The organism is Lysinibacillus sp. OF-1 (assembly GCF_028356935.1).
Taxonomy (GTDB): domain Bacteria; phylum Bacillota; class Bacilli; order Bacillales_A; family Planococcaceae; genus Lysinibacillus; species Lysinibacillus fusiformis_D.
Window position 1 is genome coordinate 1972590 of sequence record NZ_CP102798.1, and the last position, 21954, is coordinate 1994543.

Genomic DNA, 21954 nt, shown 5'->3' on the forward strand with positions numbered 1-21954 from the left:
AATGGGAATGATTTTCAGTTATAATGAGGAACGAATGGGATTTAAATAGAACGGAGACGAATGTATGCAGGTAGTTAAACAGTTAGGGCAGTATTTGGGGCCTTATAAATTTTTCACTTTGATTGCGCCGTTATTGATGGTGCTAGAGGTGACGATGGATTTAATTCAGCCAACCATCATGCAGCATATGATTGATACAGGGATTGCCAACGGGGATAATCGTTATGTATTGACTATGTTTGTCTGGATGCTTGGCAGCGCAGTGCTGGGGCTTATTGGTGGAGTCGGTTGCTCGTACTACAGCTCGAAGGCAGCGATTCATTTTGCATCGGATGTTCGACAGGCTCTTTATGAGAAGATGATGACGTATTCAGCCAAGGAGCGGGATGCGTTTACGACAGGGAAGCTGATTACGATTTTAACAAGTGATGTGGAAAGTATTCAGCGCGCGTTTATGATGACGCTACGTATTTTTGTGCGTGGGCCTTTGCTTTTTATCGGAGCAGTGATTATCGTGTTTGTGACAGCGCGTGAGCTTTTTTCCATCCTTCTCATTATCGTGCCGTTGTTGATGATCGCCATGTATTTTTTTACAAAGTATTCAGGTGTGCTGTATCGTCGTGTTCAGGAGGCGATTGATGGGGTCAATACGAAGTTACAGGAAAATTTGGCGGGTATTCGTGTGGTCAAAGCGTTTCGTCGTGAGACACAGCAGGTGGCACAATTTGGAGAATTAAATGAGGCGCTGACAAAGCGTTTCATCACTGCAGAGCAAATCGTAGGGGTACTTGTGCCCTTTACGATGTTTATTGTCAATCTGGGCATTGTAGCTGCACTTTGGCTTGGGGCCATTAAGGTAGAGGCGGGTACTTTGAAAGTTGGGGTCATTCTGGCGTTTATCAACTATTTAACGATTATTTTAAATGGCTTAATGTCTTCTAGTACGGTGCTAATGCAAATTGCACGAGCATTGCCTTCAGGCGAACGGATTGTGGATATTTTAAATAAAGACATAGCGGTGAAGGAATCGGAACAGGCGATTTCTGCATCCATACAAGGTGCGATTGACTTCGATCAGGTGAGCTATCGATACTATGATACAGCAGAGGATGTCCTCAAAAAAATTTCTTTTTCTGTAAAGCCTGGGCAAACGGTAGGCATCATTGGAAAAACAGGTAGTGGTAAATCAACGCTAGTAAAGCTGCTTCCTCGCTTATTTGATCCAACAGATGGTGAAATTCGCCTAGATGGCAGACCACTCAAATCGTATGCCCTCGCTACATTACGTGCGCATATCGGCTTTACCTCCCAAAAAGCGTTATTGTTCTCTGGAACAATTGAAGAAAATATTCGACTCGGCAAGGATGAAGCGACAGCCGAGGAAATACAACAGGCAATAGAGGCAGCCTGTGCGAGTGAATTTGTGGAGCGACTTGATAAAGGCTTAGCCCATGAATTGTCACAGGGAGCTACAAATTTATCGGGCGGGCAAAAGCAGCGCCTTGCTTTAGGCCGTGCATTTATTCGTAAGCCTGCCATTCTAGTGCTAGATGATACTACCTCCGCGCTCGATAGTGCGTCGGAGCAGCATGTGCAGCAGGCTATTGCCACACAGTATCAAGACACAACGACATTGATCGTAGCGTCGAAAATTGCCTCGATACAGCAGGCTGATATGATTTTGGTCTTAGAGGATGGCGACATTGTTGGGCAAGGAACCCATCAGCAGTTACTACAAGCCAATACGCATTATCAAGCCATTTATGCGTCGCAGCAAAAGGCTGGTGAACAAAAATGAGTCAAAATCAACCAAAGCAAATGAATTTTGGACGTGGCCCACGTATCGGAGGGCCATCTGAGAAGGCGAAAAATCAAAGAGCAACACTGTTCCGAATATGGCATTATGTCAAACAGCAAAAAGTAGGGATGTTTTTAGCCATCTTTTTTGTCGTTGCTTCTACCTTTTTAAGTCTAGCAGGGCCCTATTTGATTGGGCATATTATTGATGATTATATTATGAAAAAGGATATCGACGGCACGATCCGTTTAGGTATCGTCTTAGCTGTTATTTTTACGGTAGCATCTATTCTGACATGGCTGCAAACCTATGTCATGATTCATGTGGCGATGAAAACAATTCGGACATTGCGGCTGGAACTGTTTCATAAGCTTCAAACGCTCACATTACGATTTTTTGATCAGCGTGCACTTGGTGATTTAATGAGCCGTGTCACAAATGATATTGATAATTTAAATACGGCCCTTGCGCAAAGTGTGACGCAAATCGTGTCATCTATTTTAACTGTCATTGGTGTCAGTATCGCGATGTTCACATTGAGCTGGCAGTTAGCCATTGTGACATTGATTATTATTCCGCTTATTGTGTTCACAACCAAGCAAATTATTAAGCGCAGTGGTAAAAACTATGCAGCAAGGCAACGGGATCTTGGCAGGCTGAACGGCTATATTGAGGAAATGATTACGGGTGCGGAGGTTCTCACGCTTTTTGGGAAGGAGCAGCAAACGATTGATACGTTTCATCAGCAAAACGAAAATCTGCGAAACTCCGCCCAACGTGCAGAAATTACCTCTGGCTTATTAGGACCGATTAATAACTTTATGAATAACTTGGGCTTAGCTGTCGTTATCGGAACGGGTGCCTTTTTAGCCGTGAAGAGCATCATTACAGTTGGGATCATTGCCGCCTTCGTGACGTATACACGGCAATTTTTCCGTCCGCTTAATCAGTTATCGAATCTGTTAAATACCTTTCAGTCGGCCATTGCTGGTGCAGAGCGTGTGTTTGAGATTCTAGATGAACCATCCGAGGTAGCAGATCAGCCTCATGCCATCGAGGCAGCATCGCTCAAAGGGGATGTTATTTTCCAGCAAGTATCTTTTAGCTATGAGCCAAATAAGCCTGTGTTAAAAAATATTCACTTCCATGCCAAGGCAGGAGAGACCATCGCTCTTGTTGGTCCGACAGGCTCAGGGAAAACGACGATTATTAATTTACTGACGCGTTTCTATGACGTGGATCAAGGGGAAATTTTGATTGATGGGCACAATATCGAACACTATCAAATGGCGACCATTCGCCAAAGAGTAGGCGTAGTTTTACAGGACACGTATTTGTTCTCTGGCACCATTCGTGAAAACATTCGCTTTGGGAAGCTAGATGCCACAGATGAAGAGGTCGTGGAAGCGGCGAAAATTGCGAATGCCCATCACTTTATTAAATATTTACCAGCCCAATACGATACACCTGTGCAGGCAGGTGGCGCTAATTTAAGTCAGGGACAACGCCAACTCATCGCCATTGCTCGTGCTATTTTAGAGAATGCTGATATTTTAATTTTGGACGAAGCGACATCGAGTGTGGATACGCAAACAGAGGTCGATATTCAAAAAGGCTTACAGCATTTAATGCAGGGACGCACAAGCTTTGTCATAGCCCATCGTTTAAAAACAATCGAGAATGCCGATCAAATTCTCGTCATTCAACAGGGGGAAATTGTCGAGCAAGGTAATCACCAAACGTTAATGCAGCAGCAGGGTATTTATCGTCATCTCCAGCAAAAATTATTGTTAGAGCAGGTAGAATAGGGAATAATAAAGGTACATCTTCCAGAAAGTGAGGGATAGACATGTATGAATTAAAAATGAAAGAAACAGATGCAAGTGTCATTGAATTTATTGAAAATGTGGACCATCCACAAAAACGAGAAGACGCCTTTCGATTATTGGACATTTTTACAGAGGTCACAGGCTATGAAGCCAAAATGTGGGGACCGAGTATTATCGGCTTTGGTAGCTATCATTACAAATACAAAACAGGGCATGAAGGGGATGCACCCCGTGTTGGCTATTCCCCACGCAAAGCAAAAATTAGCCTGTATTTCGCCCCAGGTGATGAGCGAGAGCAGCTATTACAGCACTTTGGCAAGCACACAACGGGGAAAGCCTGCGTGTATATTAATAAGCTTGCGGATGTGGATGAAGACATCCTAAAAGCCCTTATACAACAAACCATCGACTTTGTACAAAAAAACTATCCAGATGCTTAATACTAAGAAAGCTGCCTATCTCAATGTAGGCAGTTTTTTTATGGAATCACTGCAACGTATATTGCAAATGGTCTCAATTTAATGCCTTGGCTAAATCATTTGCAACGTATATATACAGGATACGTCTAAAAATACTAACAAAAAAGAGGGTGTAACATTATTGCGGCTTTCATTGTATTTAAATAAAAGGAAGTGGTAAGAGCAGTGATACTAGATATTACAGAGAAGTTAAAAAAAGTAAACAGATGATATTTAGAGATAGCTAGTCCAAATGCTTTAACAGTGTCCTATTATACTACTAATGATTTTACTATTGGAATAAAATGAATCGTTCAAAGCTATTCAGCCATCTGGTGCCGATATTCAATCGGGGTCAGATGGCTGAGTCATTTTAGGAAGTGTGCAACTATAATTTTTCTCCAAAAATTAATTAGAAATTTATTTTTAATGTGTATCCTTGCAAGTATGAACAGAGAGGAGCTACGTATGAAGAAATTAAAGAAATTATTGGTATACATAGGAGCATTAATCATGCTTGGAATGGTGGTTGTTTGGATCTACCATTATTATTTAGTACAGAAGGAATCTGCTATTTTACAAAATAATGGCACACTAGTAGACGTCGACGGTCATCAAATTAATGTCTATCAGGAGGGAGTTGGCGAGGACACGTATGTATTTATGGCAGGCTCAGGTATTGCAGCCCCAGTGTATGAGTTAAAGGGGCTGTACCGTAAGTTTTCACAGCACCATCAAATAGCCGTAGTGGATCGAGCTGGCTATGGTTATAGTGATGTAGCCCATGATGCAAGAGACATTGAGACAATCCTAGCGCAAACACGAGAGGCTCTGCTACAAAGTGGTCTTCAGCCTCCTTATATACTCGTACCACATTCCATTTCAGGGCTAGAAGCCATTTACTGGGCACAAAAATACCCCGAAGAAGTAAAGGGAATCATCGCGCTGGACATTGGTTTACCTAGTCAATATGTAAAGCATCCAATGGGAACCGTCGATAGATGGATGGTGAAGGGGATGAGTCTAGCAACTAGAATGGGTTTACACCGACTTCTGCCATCACAGGTCTATAATCCGCAAGTATTGAAAATGTCCTTTTTAACAGCAGAGGAAAAGAAAATGTATCAGGCATTGTCCTTTAGACAGTTTTTTAATGAGGATATGAAAAATGAGCTGTTACAGGTCTATGAAAATAGTTTACAATCAGAACAGCTTCCAAAGCCGCAAAACACGCCAATCTTGCTGATTGATGCCATTGCAGAAGACAATAAAGATTCGCAATATACGAAGCAGAAAAGGCAGGATTATGCAGACTTTGCACAGCAATTCACCTATGCACAGGTGGAAGAGGTCAGTGGCACACATAGTATTTATCTTTATCAACCCGATGAAATCTATCAACTAGCCATGATATTTATGAAAACGAATGCTGATAAGAAAGGTCGATAATATGAAAGGATTTACCATTTTAATTGTAGAAGACGATCAAATGATTGGGGATTTGCTACAAAAAATACTACAGCGAGAAGGCTATGAAGCGATTTGGAAAACAGATGGTCGAGACATTATGTCACTCATTCAGCAAGTGGATTTAGTCATTATGGATATTATGCTGCCAGGAGAGGATGGCTATCAATTAAGCAAAAATATTAAACGATTAGGCTTAAATATCCCCATTATTTTTCTATCGGCACGAAATGATATTGATAGTAAGCTAGAGGGCTTAACGGTCGGGGAGGATTATTTGACAAAGCCATTTGACCCGCGTGAGCTTTTGCTTAGGATGCAAAAAATGTTGAGCCAGCAATATGGTACATTGACGCAAATCCAGCATTTATTTATTGATGGGGAGCGGCGTAAAGTGTTTAATCAAAATCTTCATGATGAAATTGCATTGACAGCGACAGAGCGGAAAATGTTCTTTTATTTATTTGACAATCGAGACAGAGTGTTAACAAAGGATCAATTTTTCGACTATCTTTGGCCACTGGATGAACGCAATCATAATATTCTCAATGTCCATATTAAAAAGATTCGAGCAAAGTTACATGATCCAGCAGGCGGCATTGTGCAAAATATTTATGGAGAAGGGTATCGTTTGAATACCTACATCAAAAAATGACCTTAAAAACGAAATACCGTACTTTATTATTTTTGGCGATTGCTAGTGTACCAATTGTGTTATTAAGCATTAGTGTGGCTATAGCTCTTGTTTATGACAAGGTCTTTAAATTGAAAAATGAAGGCATTCCGTTTCATGAATCCTTTGCCTATCCTATTATGCTCGTAGCGTTTGTGCTGTCATTAGGACTGTTAGCATTATTATTCTCAACAACTATCCATTCTTTATTGTCAAAAATCACGATGCTCAATAAAACGATACGGGAATTAGCTAGTAATGAACGGATACCAAATACGTTAACAATTAGTAGTGAGGATGAAATAGGACAGCTTATGCAGTCTGTCAATCTCTTAATTGAGCGGACGACTTACCGAGAATTAGAGTTAGCGCAGCAGCAGGAGCTCCAAAAAGAGCTGCTGCAAAAGTTACGACATGACATCCATACGCCCTTGACGGCCATACGTTTACAGTTATTTTTTCTAGAAGATCAATTACAAGGGCAGCCGAAATTGGTGGAATCCTTAAATGCACAAATCCACTATATAACGAATTTAACAAATGCATTTCAGTTACAAGCCTTTGATACAAGTGAAAATTCCTTTGTTGTCCAGGAGGAAATCCAGCTTGCACAGCTACTAGAAACGATGATGAAGAAGTGGCGTTATTTATATCGCATGCAAAACATAGCCCTGCATTTTCACCATGACGACCCACATGCTATTTGGATTAGCAATGAATTATGGCTACAACGTTTATTTGATAATGTCTTCCAAAATACATTAAAGCATGCCCAAGCAACTAAGCTAGAGGTTTCGATAAAGAATGGTCAAGTGTTCATGTGTGATGATGGAGTCGGCTTCGAGCCTGATGCCGATTATGCAGGACTTGGGCTCAAAATTATACAGGACATTGCCAAAACATTGAACATCGACGTTTCATTACAATCAAACGACACGGGGACTTCCTTTGGCTTTGCCCAAAAGTCCCTGCAATAACAAAACAACGGCAGCCTTTGCCGTTGTTTTGTCTTAATGAGATTTTCGTTGTTGCAGTAAAAAGAGCGCAAGTCCTAGTAAAATGACGATAATGCCGATCCCTTGTTGAATAGAAATCATCTCATCTAAAATAAAATAAGCTAATATACATGTACCGATCGTTTCGCCTAAAATGCTCATCGAGATAACGGTTGTACTTAACCATTTCAATAGCCAATTAAAAATGGTTTGCCCAAAAATCGTTGCAATAACGGCTAATCCTACAAGAGACCACCAAGTGGATGCTGAATAGTCGAAGAACGATTCCTGCATAAAGAGGGCGTATACCGCTAAGAAGATGGAGCTGCTTCCATAGCCAATGATCGAATAAGGAACAAGTGATAAATCCTTGCGAACAGATTGTCCGATAAAAAAGTAGGCCGTAATAATACCTGCCGCTATAAAGGCAAGGATATCGCCATAAAGAGCTTGTCCACTAATCTGGAAATCCTGCCAGCCGATGATGAAACAACCGATAATGGCTACGCAACAGCCAACAATTGCTCCTTTAGAAAAACGTTCTTTAAATAAAAAATAGCTTCCCACTAAAGAGAATAAAGGTTGTAGTGTTACAATGACTGTTGAACTAGCCACCGATGTGTAGTTTAATGATTCAAACCATAAGACATAGTGACAGGCTAAAAATAATCCTGATAAAATGCCCAGTCCCCACTGTTTTTTGGAGAGGCTCGTCATTTCCTGTCGCAATCCCTTTTGCGCTAATAAAAAGGGGAGTAGCACTAGTAGCGCAAAAAATAATCGATAAAAGGCCGTAATGGCTGGTGGCGCATCGGCAAGCTTGACAAAAATAGCTGAAGTCGATAATGCAAAGACAGCAAAAAATAAAGAGATGTAATAAAACATGATGAACTCCTATGTATTTGTTTATAATAATAAACAAGATTAATAATATTGCCTAACCTATTATAGTGTAGTCTTCCTCAATAAAATAGGGTTTTTAGAATATCAGCACAAAACTAGAAAAATACACATTATGATAAAAAGGAGTCGTGCCATGCAGTATCATCAATTAGGACAAACCGTACTAAGTTATCGGAAGAAAAATGGTATGACCATTAGAGAGTTTGCAGATTACGCAGGCATTAGTACTTCTTTAATTAGTCAAATCGAACGTGGACAAGCGAATCCATCGTTAAGTGTGCTGGAGTTAATTGCAAAGGCTTTACATGTACCATTGTTTACACTTTTTATTCATGATATCGATACAAGTACACTTATTTCACGCAAGCACAACCGCAAAAAAATATATCGAGAAAACAAGGATCATATTGTCTATGATGTATTAACACCTGACTTTATGAAAGCTCGAATTGACATGCTCATGATGGAATTAAATCCACACGCAGTGACCACGGAAAGTCATTATTGTCACAATGATAAAGAAGAGATAGCAGTGATGATGAGGGGGCAAGGCTATGTAGAGCTAGAAGGAGAAGAGTATGAGCTATTGGAAGGGGATGTTGTGCGGATTCCGCCGAATGTTCGACATCGTTTCCTCAATAAAAGCAATGACAGCATCCACGTATTATTCGTTCTAACACCTTCATTAATATAGAATAAGCAAGGACTAGCGAAGCCTTGCTGTATTCGATACTATTCCGTTTCAAGCAAGGACTCTATTACCTGCTTTAATTGCATAATAGAGGAATGCTTGCTGTCGTTTTCATGATAAATAAAGACCGTTTCAATTACTTTATTGAGATCATCCATGTCATAAAAGTGCAGGTCAGGGCAATGATAAAGTGCCAATAATTTCGTATTTAAGACTGCAATCGTATGCTCAATTTCTAAAAAATCAAGAATACTACTAACGGATTTAATTTCTTTCATTGTGAAAGGAACTTGCTTCATTGTTAGCCATTGTGCCAATGCATGTGTATACATACAGCCTTTACTTAAGACGAGTAGTGTTACTGGCGTTCGTTGCTCAAAATCGATGACATGAGAAGGGCTTGAAATGACCTCAAATGTTTCTGACGCAATTAGATCATAGTTTAAATCGGCATACTGTTTAGTTGGATTACTAGTCAGTGCACAATCCAGCTCAGCATTATGTACTTTGTGATTTAAAGATGTACTTGATTCGACAGTGAAATCGACATCAATTGGACTATGACTCGTTTGGAGTTCGTTCATAATGGATGCACCATAAATTTTAATGGTTGTATGAGAAGTTCCAAAATGGAGGCTCGTTTGAGCAGGTCCGATCATTTGTAAAAATTCTTCATAGTTTTGGGCAACCTGTTTTAAAAATTGTAAATAATGGCTACCTACCTCCGTCAGCTTTAAACCTTGTGGTGTTCGTTTAAAGATCTCCTGTCCAATTTCACTTTCTATTTTTTTTACCTTCGAAGTTAAGGCAGATTGTGTATAATTAGTGATTTCAGCTGATTTACTTAAGTTTTGCCTTTCTAAAAGCTCTATTTTTAAGGCAATGTCTTCAATGTTCATATTGTTCGTCACACACCTATTAAATTTTTTGATAGCTGCTATCATTTTCCTCAATTTTACGTATGCTATCAGTCAACGTAAACTCTAGGTAGCGACAAGGTATACTGCATAAATAAAGCGGTATCAACCTGATGGAGGGTTAACATGCATACATATTATCAATGGGTTATTTTACTAGTGGCTACACTGTCACAGACAGCTTCAACCTTTGTCACCTATGGGATGGGGCCAGTTGCCTCTTTTTATCAAATGGAATGGCACTTAACGTCCTTTCAAACTGGACTGATTGTTTCAGCCGTCAATATAGGGCCGATTTTCTCCATGCTGTTATTTGGCTACCTTATGGATAAAAAAGGAGAAAAGCAGATTATTGGATGGGGCTCCATTATACTGGGCCTGTCAGCCTTCCTGTTAATACCTGTGAACCATTATACGACATTGCTGCTCGTATTAATAGTTGTTGGTATCTGGTATGGCAGTGCACAAACTGGCGGCAGTACCGCTATTGTGAAGTGGTTTCCAGATAAGCATCGTGGGCTTGCTATTGGTATTCGCCAGACAGGTATCCCCATTGGTGGGGCACTTTCTTCTATTGTACTAACGTATTTATATCAACAGCACCATCTGTCCACTGTGCATTTGGTACAGGGGTTAGTGGCGATAGGTGGGGGACTTTTATTTTTACTGCTGTATCATGAACCAAAACAGCACGTAACCGTTGCCGCAAATCCTATTTCCTTTAAAGAAAAGATGATGGCTATTCAACATAATCGAGCGCTCTATCCTCTATTTTTTGTCGGCATTGTCATGATGTCCTTACAAATGGTCATCATTGCTCATTTTATGAGCTATTTACATCAAGAGGGCGGCTATACATTAACAGAGGCAGGGAGCTATTTAAGTTTGATTTTGCTGGGAGGCATGCTAGGGAGAATTGTGCTTGCTTGGCTGGGTGACCGATATTTCGCTCATAAACGTGCGTCATTGTTAGTACTTGTCATGGTTGCCACATTTATGATGATTGGCTGTTTGCCCTTTGTCATACATGGGAAGAGCTTGATGATTATTTTTTGTGGTGTGTTTGGTTTTTTAGCACTCGGCTGGTATTCCTTATATATTACCTGTGTCACCGAGCATTCTGATCCTCAAGCTGTGGGACTTACCGTGAGTGCAGCTTTAACGATTAATCAATTTTTTATTGTCTTAGCACCAACGTTGTATGGTTTTTTAGTTGCTGTTTTCTCAAGTCATCAAATAGCCTTGGATTTCATGGCCATGTTCATCATCATTGGGGCATTTCATTTATACCGAACATCCCAAAGTAGTCTATCGTTTGAAAATTCGGTAAAATAATGGAAAACAGAAAAAGGTGGTAATGGTGAATGACCAGTTCGATTTGGATTGATGCGAAAATAGATAGCGTGTGGCAAGCGATTACAGAGGAACAACTCCTCTTGCAATGGTATGCACCAGGCTCCACCTGGGATATCCCTAAACTCGCAGATGGTGAAAAGATAACGTTTACGTTAATGCCTAATGCGCATAATCAGCTATCTGAAAAGCTACCTATGCAGCTCACGATTCAGCACGTAAAAAAACATGAGGAGTTTTCCTTTTACTTAGAGGTGCCGGAAACGTTGATTGCCATTACGCTAGTACAACAGCACGAGGGGACAACTGTAAGCTTTAACTCACCAGGCTATGAGGCTTCGCTGGCTAATTTAAAGGCATTGCTGGAAGGGGGAGATATCCCTTATCAGTAGCGAACCCTACGTCTTAGGTCTTAGATAAATTTCGAGCGCAGGGTCGTATTTTAAAAGGTTGACTCCTATATAATGAAATTATTGGTAGATTATATGGTGGGAGGAAATCATGTTGAAAAAATTAGTTGGTTTAGGTGTCATAATGGGTACATCTGTATTGGTCTTATCGGGGTGTTTCTCCTTTATTCCAAACAACAAGATGCGAGAGGAAGCCATCTTGGTAGAAAAGGATAAAGTGAAAGCATTAGAGGTAGACATTGATCTAGGTGTTGGTGAACTGACAGTATCGAGCGGTGCGAAGGAATGGGTAGAGGGCAAGGCCGACTATAATATTAAAAAGCTAGCCCCACAGGTAGACTATGATGTCCACGGCGATACGGGAGAAGTGGATATTCAGCATAAAGGCTCTACAAAGCTAGGAATCTCAAATATTAAAAACACTTGGGCAATCCAACTGAATGACAGTATCCCGATGGATTTGACAGTTGAAACAGGCGCATCCCTTGCAAACCTAGATTTACAGGGGCTCCAGCTGGAAAAGCTTGATATTGATGCAGGTGTCGGTGATGTAACGGTTAATTTAGGTGGCGATTGGAAAAAGAGCTTTAAGACATCGATTGAAACAGGCGTCGGTCAAACAACCGTTATTTTACCATCAAAGGTTGGTGTCAAATTAACGACAGAGAAGGGCATCGGATCTTCAAATATAGAGGGTCTTGTATCCAAAGGCCAGGGTGTCTATGTCAACGAAGCCTATGATAAGGCAGATGTTGTGCTAGAGGTTCATTCGGAATTGGGTGTCGGAGATATTACCTTTAAATTAGATCAATAAAGGAAAATGTAGTAGGCTACTTAAAATACAGTAGTCTACTTTTTGTATGGCCAAAAAAATAAATAAAAGTGAAACCTTTTGCTTGGATAAAAGACTCTAAGTATGGAAGGAGGGGAAACAAGTATGGAACAAAGCCTTTGATCCAATAGCACAACACGTTGAAAAATTAATCATTACGCCTTATGTTTCCATTCCATCAGGAGGTGGGAGCGTTCAAATAGACGCTGATGGCAAAGAAACACATATCCCATTCAATCCATCAGCCTATAAAGAAGTGAAGTTCCAACCATTTACAGTAGAAGTACCCAAACAATAATAGGAGCGTCAAATACATCCTTTGTATTTGGCGCTTATTTTATGGTAGCTTTAAGAAAGTTATTGTTTTGAAGGAGCGAAAGTCGTGAAAATTTATACATACAAGCAACCAGCAGCTATCGAGTCAACAGAGGCCATCCAAATTATCAATGAAGCAGGGGAGGTATCGTCCACTGTTCAACGTGTTTATTCCAATGCTCTAAAAAAAGCATTTGACCGCACGATGGACTATCGTTATTTTGTTCGCTTTGATGTCAATGATCGCAACGGTCGACCACTTTTTACGTGTAAAAAAGTATCCCGTCGTGGGCGCGTACATTTCAGAGGCAAGGATTTGGTGTCAGGCAAAGACTATATGATTGCCTATGATGGCTGGCAAATCATGATTCCTGATTTACTGATTACAAATGGTGAACAGCAAATCAAGCTCAACAAAGAAATGGAGGGCTGGTCTGTATTTACAGTGAATGAGCAGCCTATCGCACGTTGGCAAGCTACTTTCTGTGAGACGCATTTTGATATTACGCTAGAAATTGAAGACAGTAGTCCCATTCAGGAGGAAGCCTTTTTTATTGCGATAGGACAGGCAGTATTGTTTGTGGGAGCATAAACGAATTCGAGAAAGGGCTTGATTATGTGCTAAAGATACTACCAGCGAAAGAAATTTATTTACAGGGAAACGAGCATGCCGTATTACTTTTACATTCTTTTACAAGTCATACAAGAGATATGAAGAAAGTAGCCACTTCATTACATGCACAAGGCTACACTTGCTATGCACCATTATACCGAGGACACGGTCATACCCCAGAACAGTTATTACACTATCAGATAGACGACTGGTGGCAGGATGTAGTCAATGCCCACCAATTTTTATTGAATGAAGGCTATCAGAAAATTTCGGTCATTGGCTTATCCATCGGTGGCATTTTTACTTTAAAGCTTGCCCAATTCGAAAAGCTATCACAAATCATTGTCTTATCAGTACCAATTGATAAGGAGCCAGCGCAATTAAAACAAAGAATAATTGATTATGCTTACAATTATAAAACGATAGAGGGCAAATCAGCGTCTCAAATTTCACAGGAAATGGAGCCATTTCACCACATGGCGTTAGATGCTATGAGCGCATTTCAACAGTTTATCCAAGCAACGATGCAGCAGCTTGATAGAATTACCGTTCCTATCGCTATCTACTACGGTGAACGCGACGATGCATCGTATGCACAAAGCGCTGAAACGATTTATCAACATGTTCACTCTTCCACTAAGCAGAAGAGGGGCTTTAAAAACGCTAAACATTTGATGACATTAGGCCGGGACCAAGATGAAATCATACAGGAGATAATAGATTTTTTGGAATAAATGCTAATGGAGGAATGTTGCAGGACAAGCATTCTGGAGACCAAGAGGTGTTAGGATAAAACCAATAGATGCACCCAATCGTTAGGGAAAATCTAATGACTGAGGTGCATGTTTCTTTCTAAATTAAAGGATCTTTTGTTTTTGTTTCTCCAGTTGGATTCTTTCGTATTCCACCTCTAATTCTCTGTGTTTAATCAAATACTCTTTTTTTATTTGATACACCTTAATCACACTGAAAATCGCAATAATAAAGGCAAATACAAGCATTAATAATTGTATATTTGAGAAATACAAAAAAACACCTCACTTTCTTTATATATTATACATTTATCTGGATATTATGTATAATGAAGTTAATATTACATTATCCATTAATGTAATATTTTAACATAAATAAATAAAACAAGGAGGTTTGCTGTGATGAAGAAGCTTCAATTTTTTATTTGTGGTTTGATTGTTACGTTGATTGTTGCTACAATTTTTCCGAATTTTGCGAATGCTAATGAATTTGGACGTAAAGAAAGTGCTTTAGCCGAATCCATCTACTATAATTTGGCTACACAAACATTAGAGTTTGATGAAGAAGCTGCCCAGGAATTATATCATTTCTCAGATGAAGAATTAAATTATTACGAATCTCTCGAATCACTATCTCCTAATGAGGTTCACCATAAACTTTTAACCTTTGGGCTAGACATGGAAAATTACGATGGTACAATCCTTTATAAAGAGAATGAAGATGGAGAAGTAACACCATATGCTGTTATCGCATGGCTTGCCGGAATTGGTTTGGTTTCTTTCATAGGCTATTTCTTCTGGGACCGATACTTGACACATAAAGAAAAAATGAATTACATGAATAAATGCTTTGCACAGGGTGGCAACCCCATCATTGACTCAAGAGATGATGCTGGTTTAAATGGACAAACCAATGCGACGGAGGCTAGAAAAATCGGTGGTTATAATTTTGCTTGCCAAAAACCATAACCTTCAATGGAATGGGCAACTCGTCGAAAAAATGACGAAACGAATGTGAGAGCCCTTCAAAATCTGAATTTTGAACAGTAAAGACAACAGCCTTTCTGAATAGAAGGGCTGTTGTCATAGTGTTGAAAATCAAAACCATCAATAGCATTTTTGTGAAAGGTGAGAGGTGAAAAAGGATTTCCGTTGCAGGCTACTTGCTTTTTCTTGTGGGCGAGCGCCGAGCCGCTTCGTGCAGGGGATCGCCTGTCTCACTATCCCACGGGAGTCAAGTAGCCTTCCACTTCAACCCACAAAAATGGTACCTTTTTAGCAAAGGTTTTCAACTAAAGTGAAAGTATTCATTACTCTTTATGGAAGGGTGTTGTCACTCATCACTTCTCCACATGGAAAATAAGAGCCTATCCTTTCTCTCATCATACAAATAATGGGCTATTTTGTTTACTACGGCTCGTATGAAAGATAAGGACAAGACACTTTTGCCACATGGTGATTGGAGTGGAGCCAGCGTCACTCCTAGGGGATTTATGAACTGACCCCAAAAATTTGAACTTTTAAGAAACTCTTCGAAACTCAACTGGACTTTTTCCGTTGAGTTTTATTTTTATCCGTTCATGATTGTAGTAGTGGATATAGTCTACTAACGCTTTTTTGAATGCTTCGTAGTTCTTAAACGTTGTTGCGTATAGAAATTCTGATTTCATAATGCCAAAAAAGCTTTCTATCACGGCATTATCTAAACAATTCCCTTTCCGTGACATACTTTGCTTGATTTCATAAGTGGCCAATAACGCTTTAAAACGTGGTATTTGATATAACCATCCTTGATCAGAATGGATGATTAAGCCACTCTTTTCTGATAGCTGTGTATACGTAAACGCCATTTTCAAAGACTGTTGGACTAACTCAAAATTAGGTGATTTTGATACCTCATATCCAACGATTTCTCGATTGAATAAATCTAATATAGCCGATACATAGATTTTTTGACCGTTTATTTTAAACTCCGTTACATCGGTTACCCATTTCTGATTGGGTGCAGTGGCTTCAAAATCACGTTGGATGATATTCTCTGCGACACAGCCGACTGTCCCTTTATACGAACGGTATTTTTTAGGGCGTATCGTCCCTTTTAAGCCCATTTCTTGCATCAATCGTTGGACCGTTTTATGGTTGATGAAAAACCCTTCATTTCGGAGGGCTAAACAAATACGACGATAGCCATAACGCCCCTTATGGTAATAAAAAAGCGTCTGAATTCGTTCTTTGATCTGCTCATATTTATCGGGTGTTGTCCTTTTGTGAAGGTGATAATAATACGTGCTTTTCTTGATGTTTGCCACTTTTAATAGAGCTTGAAGAGGGAAATCCAACCTTAGCTCATCAATAGCTCTTACTTTTTCTTGGATTTGAAGGCATCCTTTTCTTGAACTAAGGCTTTCAACTTTTTTAAATAGGCATTTTCCATCCGTAAATACTCAATTTCCGCTTTTAACTCTTCCGTTGTTTTTTCATTTAAATCGGACGAAGCTGGTTGTTTTTTTGGCATTGATTGGCGCTCCTTTTCTACTTGATAGAGCACCTCACCAGCTGTTGACATCCACTGTTCTTTCCATCTTCGAATGGTTTCACGAGAAGGAATGTTAAACTTCGCTGCGGTCTGTAAAAGCGAATCGCCTGTCTCTATCAGGTGTTGAATTACTTTTATTTTAAAAGAATCTTCATAATTCGTGAACCCTTGAGGACGAATAATTCCTTCGATGCCATGATATCGATATAATTCAATCCATAATCGAATGTACTGTCGATCCATCTGTAATCGATTGGCAATCTGATACGGACTTTCCTTTTCTTCAAAGTAAGCTAGAACTGCGGCTAATTTTTGTTCATCAGAAATCACTACCTGCACCCCCTATAGTAGATTTTTAAGTCCAATATTTTGGGTGCAGTTCAAAGCGGCTCATCGGACGCCCCCTGGAAAGGACGCTGGCGGAGCGGAAATCACCCGCTCACCTTGCCAAAGGTTCTTTTTCTGCTATTGACATCACCTTTTTTCAACAACAATAACAACAGCCCTTCTGATATAGAAGGGCTGTTGTTATTTAGATTTCCACGATTTCATTCGCTAATTTTTGTCGGCTAATCCAATAGCCTTGGAGCGTAAAGACAATAAGTGTTGCTATTAAGAAGGCGCTGCTTGTTATGCCTAATGTTAAGTAGTCATAGGACATCGGAGAGCTTTCATCAATGAATCCCAGCATTCTTGTTAAAATAAGTCCAATAAACGTGCCAACAGTGAGGCCATATAGCACAAACGATAGGACTTGCGTCAAAATAAGTTTTATTAAACCATTTGGTGATAAGCCTATCAATCGTTGAATGACATAGTCACTACGTTTGCTATAAATGGTATGCAGTAATGTTTGCAGTACACCAAGGACAGTAGCGACAATTAATAGTACAAAGACGCCGACAAATAGGCTCCAACGTTGGAAGAACATTTCACGGGATTGCTCCATCATGGTCACTTTATCCGTAAATTTCAAGGCTGGCCAGCGCTCTTCTAAGAATGACAGGTCAGACAATGCTTGCTCAGGGTTAGTCGTTTCGACCATAATGTCTTCAATGATTGTGTGGTCCTGAGAAGTGAGGAAGGATGACCAATCCACGATTAATTCTGCGTAGTGAAGAGGTGCATCAATAATTCCTATAATTTGTAATTCACCTGTTGGCCGATCCTGCTGTGCAGCAACATCATAGGAGCCTATTGTAATACGATCACCAACCGATAAATGATGACGATTCGCCAAGCTTTTTGTCACTAATAGTCCATCCTGTAAAGGGCCCTCGATTTTTGGCAACTTCCCTAATTGTCCAAATTGCTCGATATCAATGGTTGTATAGTTCTCTGGTAGCCATTCATCGCCGAGTTGCAGGGCAATGTACGCATTATTACTTTGTGCATAAGCATACTGCACGCTTGGCAAGGCCTCCATTTCCTTAATAACTGCGGGTGTAAGGGTTGGATCATTTAATTCATTATTGATTTTTACAGCGGTTTCGTATTGTGATTCGGTGAAGGCTAGGTCATTATGCTGTAACGTTTTCATTAACGAGCTACCAAAGGTTAAAATGACCATTAACCCAATAATGCTGAGCACAATCGGCCTATTTTTGCGTACTTGTGGCATGACTTGCTGGCACGCTAAATAGGCTTCCTTGCCAAACACTGCACGAATCGGTTTTAATGCAACCTGAAGGAGGGCTGTAAACAGATAGGGGATGAATAACAGTAAAATCCCACAAATCAAGATCGTTCCGATTAAAATCAATAGTGCTCCTTGATTGCTTCCTGTTCCTGTCAGTTGTGCTTGCAACAAAAACAAAACAGCGATAATTCCTCCAATGCCGACCATGATCGTTTTCCATTTGGTCCAACGAAGACGTAAATTTTCATTGTCTGTTGCGATTTGTAATGGCAATAATCTGGCACTTTTTGCTACTTGCCATTGTGTCATTACCTGAAGAATCAAGAAGCTCGAAAGCGCGATCACAATCACAAAAGGAAGAGGAAGCTCTGTTCTAGCATTTGGTAAATGTAAGAGGCTAATCAATTGTGGTAGCCAAATTTTTATGACCAGTAAGCTCATCGTTGTTCCGAGCATAACCCCAAAGCAAATAATAAGTGATAATTGTAGTTTGACAATGCGCCTAACTTGCTGCACTGATGCACCGAGAGCACGTAAAATCATCAGCTGTTCTTTAATTTTATAAAATAATAGCTGGAAAGTGGACAGTAATAAAACACTTGCAATGAGTAAAATAAAGACAGCTAGGACAATCATAAAAATCATTAAGCTTTGTAAATTTCTTTTAAACAAATCATAATCACTCATGACATCTACACGAAGAGTTTCATCAAGTTGCTTGATCTCTGTGCCAACTGCCTTAGCAAGCCCATCCTCTGTTTTAATAAGTGCAAACATACCAGCAGTTTGTGGCTGACTATTATTCATCCATGTTTTCACAATGGTATTTGGCAACAATATGATATTAGGGCTATCCGTACCTTTCATCGTTGGTAAAATTTCTCGGACAATAAAATTCTTCGTTTGAATATGAATGGTGTCTCCGACGTTCTTCTTGAAAATACGTGCCACATTTTCTGAAATAATGGCATCGTTCGGACCAAGATTCATCTCGAAATGATAGCGGCTTTTCACAAGGTCATCATTTTCTACGCCAACGGTATAAAAGGTTGTGCTTTTTTCTTGCTCAACCTTTGTGTGAGCTAAAGATACATTAGACACTTGGGTGACACCTGCTAGGCTGGAAAGTAACTCTATTTGTTGTGTCGTTAACAGCTGATGTTGATCTGGATTATAGCCGACCATTATATCCATTTCTCCGTACAAGGCTTGGATGTCAGCCTTCATTTGATTATGGGCGTTTAAAGCGTAGACACTCATCGTCATCACAAGGCAAATGGAGATGGTTATAATGCTAATACTCGTTAGGACATTTGCCCAAGCGGCACGAAAAAGTTTTAGGGCAACGGCACGCATTGTAAACATTATCGCTCCCCCCTCGTAGCCTGCTTAAATTTCATTAAAATACAATCCAAATCCTCTTCATTTTGCTGGTTTTGATAGGAGTCTACAATCGCACCGTCATGGAAGAACAACACCCGATTGGCATAGGTAGCAACATAAGGGTCATGAGTGACAAGTAAAATCGTTTGTTGACTCTTTTTTTGAAGCTCAACAAGCAACTCCAATATCTCATCCGTCGTATTGACGTCCAGCGCTCCTGTTGGCTCATCAGCTAGCAAAATAGGCGGATTTGCGATAATGGCACGAGCAATAGCAACCCGTTGCTTTTGTCCTCCTGATAGCTCATGTGGTCGATGCTTTGCCCAAGCGCCGATTTTCAGTTTTTCCATCATGTGCTGCACGCGCACTTTAATGTCCTTACTAGAAACATCATTTAAAATAAGGGGGAGTGCAATATTATCTTCCACGGATAAATCTTTTAACAGATGAAAGGATTGGAAGATAAAGCCGATATTTTCTTTACGAAATTGCGATGCTTTGGGCTCTTGATATATATCCTGAGCCTCCTGACCAAATAAAAATAATGCCCCGTCTGTTGGTTCATCAATCGCACTAATCATATTCAGTAGGGTACTTTTACCAGAGCCGCTTGTCCCCATAATGGCCACCATCTCTCCTTGATAAATGGTGCAATGGATATTTTTTAAGGCGTTCACGGTGTGATGCTTTTGCTGATAAATTTTGGACATCCCTTCAACACGTAACACTTCCGTTAAACGTCCTTCAGGGATGGGTATTGCATTAATGACTTCTTTCAACGGATTGAACCCACTCATCAAGATATGCCCCCTTTAATTGTTGTCGTAATGCTTGCAAGCCACGGCGAATATGTGTTTTGACGGTGCCTTCAGGGCATTGTAAAATCGCTGCAATATCCTTGACGGAGTAGTCCTGATAAAATCGTAGCAATAACACCGTTTTATACTTTTCCTCAAGCTGGCAAAGAGCCTGCCATAAATCCAGCTCTTCCTCGATATATGTAGGAGATGTACTTTTTAAATCCTCTAAGGTTTGTGGTTCGACAAGCTGAACCTTCTTTTTCTTGGCTATATAGGTTTTACAGCAATTGATCATAATGCGGGTTAGCCAAGTGGTAAAATAGTGCGGCTCCTTTAATTGTGCTAAGCCCTCAAAGGCTCGAATAATCGTTTGCTGAAAAACTTCTACGGCGTCGTTTTCATTTTGTACATAGACATAAGCCATACGATAAAGCTTATGCTGCTCCAGCTCAATTAGCTGATAAAACGCTTGCTCATCGCCATGTTGGGCTAAGGCTACAAGAGATTGTTGCGTGGTTGTAATGAAAATCGCCTCCTTTTCGACTATTAGACTCGGCAAGTCGTCATTTCGATTCAAGTTTTTTATTTTTAGGAAGAAACTTAATAAGCATACCCATTTAATAGAAGGTTATCAATTTACTGCTATAATGATAGTGGTTTAATCGAAAAAAAGGAGTGAGTTTATGAGCAAAAAACCTATTTATGTTGAGATAGACATCCAGGCTCCTATAGAAAAAGCATGGGATTATACACAAAAACCACAGCTGCATGAGCAATGGGATTTACGTTTTACATCCATTACATATATACCGAAAAGAGCACCTGAGGAGTCACAGCGTTTTACCTATGAAACGAAGGTCATACCAGGTTTACAGGTTAGTGGCTGGGGAGAAAGCAAGGGGGAGCATCATAAAGAAAATGGCATCATTGACCGCTTCGCATCGGATGACGATATTGGGGATTCCTTTTTTACAAATTGATTATCATATTGAAAGAAATAAGGTAGATTGGCAGGAAATGACTAGTTCAAACGAGAAGGTCCTTATAGAGTCAACTAAAAAGGAGTGATGGTTTGCGTTTAACAAAAGGAATTACTGGTTTTGATGCCGAGCATTTAATCGAGCAGGATATGCGTACGTTTCAGTCAATGGTGTACCATTTAGTGACAAGTGAACAGCGAGCAAAAGTAAGACAATTTATCGATGAACCTCCCTTTGTCTACATGCAGGCAATGGTGGACTTAGATGGGGAGAAGCTGACAATTCTTCATCATCGATATATGCCCTATATTGCGTTTGCGAAGCAGAATGAGGAGCTTCCCTTTACATTTTTATCAAAGCCTCGGCTACACAAATATTTCCCCATGCGTAAATGCTTAGAAGCGACTACTCTTATGACATTACTATCAAAGGATCAGGCTTTACATAGCTTATCAGTGACGGAATGGCAGTACATCGCTTATTTTAATAGCCAAACGATTGGCGACGTTATGTTTAATGCTTGGGATTGATTGTAGTCCAATATACTCAAGACGAAAGATGCTATAAAAAACACTATATTGACCAAGTTATTTCTGGAAATCTAGTAAAA

At 40.0% G+C, this 21954-nt stretch carries 21 protein-coding genes and 1 pseudogene; 15 read left to right on the forward strand and 7 right to left on the reverse strand.

What is annotated here, in order from left to right; all coding sequences use genetic code 11:
* Positions 1–64: 64 nt before the first annotated feature.
* The 6 genes from NV349_RS09455 (at position 65) to NV349_RS09480 (ending at position 7202) form a co-directional block, all read left to right on the forward strand.
* Complete coding sequence (locus NV349_RS09455) at positions 65–1798, forward strand: ABC transporter ATP-binding protein (RefSeq protein ID WP_271913127.1); 1734 nt, start codon at positions 65–67, stop codon at positions 1796–1798.
* Entirely contained in the window at positions 1795–3606 is a 1812-nt protein-coding gene (locus NV349_RS09460) for an ABC transporter ATP-binding protein (protein ID WP_271913129.1), read from the forward strand. The genes NV349_RS09455 and NV349_RS09460 overlap by 4 nt, the downstream gene beginning before the upstream one ends.
* A 41-nt stretch (positions 3607–3647) precedes the next feature.
* The gene (locus NV349_RS09465) at positions 3648–4067 is read left to right on the forward strand and encodes a DUF1801 domain-containing protein (protein ID WP_036129019.1); all 420 of its coding nucleotides are present in this window, start codon (positions 3648–3650) and stop codon (positions 4065–4067) included.
* A 486-nt stretch (positions 4068–4553) separates the two neighbouring features.
* The gene (locus NV349_RS09470) at positions 4554–5534 is read left to right on the forward strand and encodes an alpha/beta hydrolase (RefSeq protein ID WP_089932299.1); all 981 of its coding nucleotides are present in this window, start codon (positions 4554–4556) and stop codon (positions 5532–5534) included.
* A gap of 1 nt (position 5535) precedes the next feature.
* On the forward strand, positions 5536–6207 hold the full coding sequence (locus NV349_RS09475) for a response regulator transcription factor (RefSeq protein ID WP_101966595.1): 672 nt from the start codon (positions 5536–5538) through the stop codon (positions 6205–6207).
* Positions 6204–7202: a sensor histidine kinase gene (locus NV349_RS09480; protein WP_101966596.1), complete on the forward strand. Its 999-nt coding sequence runs from the start codon at positions 6204–6206 to the stop codon at positions 7200–7202. The genes NV349_RS09475 and NV349_RS09480 overlap by 4 nt, the downstream gene beginning before the upstream one ends.
* 33 nt (positions 7203–7235) lie before the next feature.
* Here the strand turns inward: NV349_RS09480 and NV349_RS09485 are convergent, their stop codons facing one another.
* Entirely contained in the window at positions 7236–8105 is an 870-nt protein-coding gene (locus NV349_RS09485) for a DMT family transporter (RefSeq protein WP_101966597.1), read from the reverse strand.
* A 151-nt stretch (positions 8106–8256) separates the two neighbouring features.
* Here NV349_RS09485 and NV349_RS09490 point away from each other — a divergent pair, with 151 nt between their 5' ends.
* Positions 8257–8817 carry an XRE family transcriptional regulator gene (locus NV349_RS09490; protein WP_036128998.1) on the forward strand — a complete coding sequence of 187 codons (561 nt, stop codon included), beginning with the start codon at positions 8257–8259 and terminating at the stop codon, positions 8815–8817.
* Positions 8818–8855: 38 nt separating this feature from the next.
* Here the strand turns inward: NV349_RS09490 and NV349_RS09495 are convergent, their stop codons facing one another.
* On the reverse strand, positions 8856–9713 hold the full coding sequence (locus tag NV349_RS09495) for a LysR family transcriptional regulator (protein WP_101966775.1): 858 nt from the start codon (positions 9711–9713) through the stop codon (positions 8856–8858).
* Positions 9714–9857: 144 nt separating this feature from the next.
* Here NV349_RS09495 and NV349_RS09500 point away from each other — a divergent pair, with 144 nt between their 5' ends.
* From NV349_RS09500 to NV349_RS09525, 6 genes are all read left to right on the forward strand, one after another.
* Positions 9858–11066, forward strand: a complete 1209-nt coding sequence (locus NV349_RS09500) for an MFS transporter (protein ID WP_271913135.1) — start codon at positions 9858–9860, stop codon at positions 11064–11066.
* A gap of 29 nt (positions 11067–11095) precedes the next feature.
* On the forward strand, positions 11096–11476 hold the full coding sequence (locus tag NV349_RS09505) for an SRPBCC family protein (RefSeq protein WP_271913138.1): 381 nt from the start codon (positions 11096–11098) through the stop codon (positions 11474–11476).
* Between the two features lie 109 nt (positions 11477–11585).
* The gene (locus NV349_RS09510; protein WP_230594005.1) at positions 11586–12308 is read left to right on the forward strand and encodes a toast rack family protein; all 723 of its coding nucleotides are present in this window, start codon (positions 11586–11588) and stop codon (positions 12306–12308) included.
* Positions 12309–12708: 400 nt separating this feature from the next.
* A complete protein-coding gene (locus NV349_RS09515) occupies positions 12709–13233 on the forward strand; it encodes a tubby C-terminal domain-like protein (protein WP_036128993.1) in 525 nt (174 codons plus the stop codon).
* A 26-nt stretch (positions 13234–13259) separates the two neighbouring features.
* Complete coding sequence (locus tag NV349_RS09520; protein WP_271913143.1) at positions 13260–13988, forward strand: alpha/beta hydrolase; 729 nt, start codon at positions 13260–13262, stop codon at positions 13986–13988.
* Between the two features lie 420 nt (positions 13989–14408).
* Positions 14409–14975 (forward strand): hypothetical protein, encoded by a 567-nt coding sequence (locus tag NV349_RS09525; RefSeq protein WP_036128987.1) that lies wholly within the window; start codon positions 14409–14411, stop codon positions 14973–14975.
* Positions 14976–15526: 551 nt separating this feature from the next.
* On the opposite strand, the gene NV349_RS09530 is transcribed toward NV349_RS09525, so the two are convergent.
* The 5 genes from NV349_RS09530 to NV349_RS09550 form a co-directional block, all read right to left on the reverse strand.
* The gene (locus NV349_RS09530; protein ID WP_271913561.1) at positions 15527–16381 is read right to left on the reverse strand and encodes an IS3 family transposase; all 855 of its coding nucleotides are present in this window, start codon (positions 16379–16381) and stop codon (positions 15527–15529) included.
* On the reverse strand, positions 16366–16872 hold the full coding sequence (locus tag NV349_RS09535; protein WP_271913144.1) for a helix-turn-helix domain-containing protein: 507 nt from the start codon (positions 16870–16872) through the stop codon (positions 16366–16368). Before NV349_RS09535 ends, NV349_RS09530 begins: the two co-directional genes overlap by 16 nt.
* Before the next feature lie 202 nt (positions 16873–17074).
* On the reverse strand, positions 17075–19546 hold the full coding sequence (locus NV349_RS09540) for an ABC transporter permease (protein ID WP_271913145.1): 2472 nt from the start codon (positions 19544–19546) through the stop codon (positions 17075–17077).
* Entirely contained in the window at positions 19546–20274 is a 729-nt protein-coding gene (locus NV349_RS09545; protein ID WP_442916449.1) for an ABC transporter ATP-binding protein, read from the reverse strand. Before NV349_RS09545 ends, NV349_RS09540 begins: the two co-directional genes overlap by 1 nt.
* A 52-nt stretch (positions 20275–20326) precedes the next feature.
* Positions 20327–20941: a sigma-70 family RNA polymerase sigma factor gene (locus NV349_RS09550; protein WP_283778132.1), complete on the reverse strand. Its 615-nt coding sequence runs from the start codon at positions 20939–20941 to the stop codon at positions 20327–20329.
* 106 nt (positions 20942–21047) lie between these two features.
* Here NV349_RS09550 and NV349_RS09555 point away from each other — a divergent pair.
* Together NV349_RS09555 and NV349_RS09560 are read left to right on the forward strand one after the other, a co-directional pair.
* Positions 21048–21287 (forward strand): annotated as a pseudogene (locus NV349_RS09555) (DoxX-like family protein); the annotation flags it as partial.
* A gap of 149 nt (positions 21288–21436) precedes the next feature.
* Positions 21437–21874, forward strand: coding sequence for a hypothetical protein (locus NV349_RS09560; protein WP_058843070.1), 438 nt, complete (start codon positions 21437–21439; stop codon positions 21872–21874).
* Positions 21875–21954: the final 80 nt, after the last annotated feature.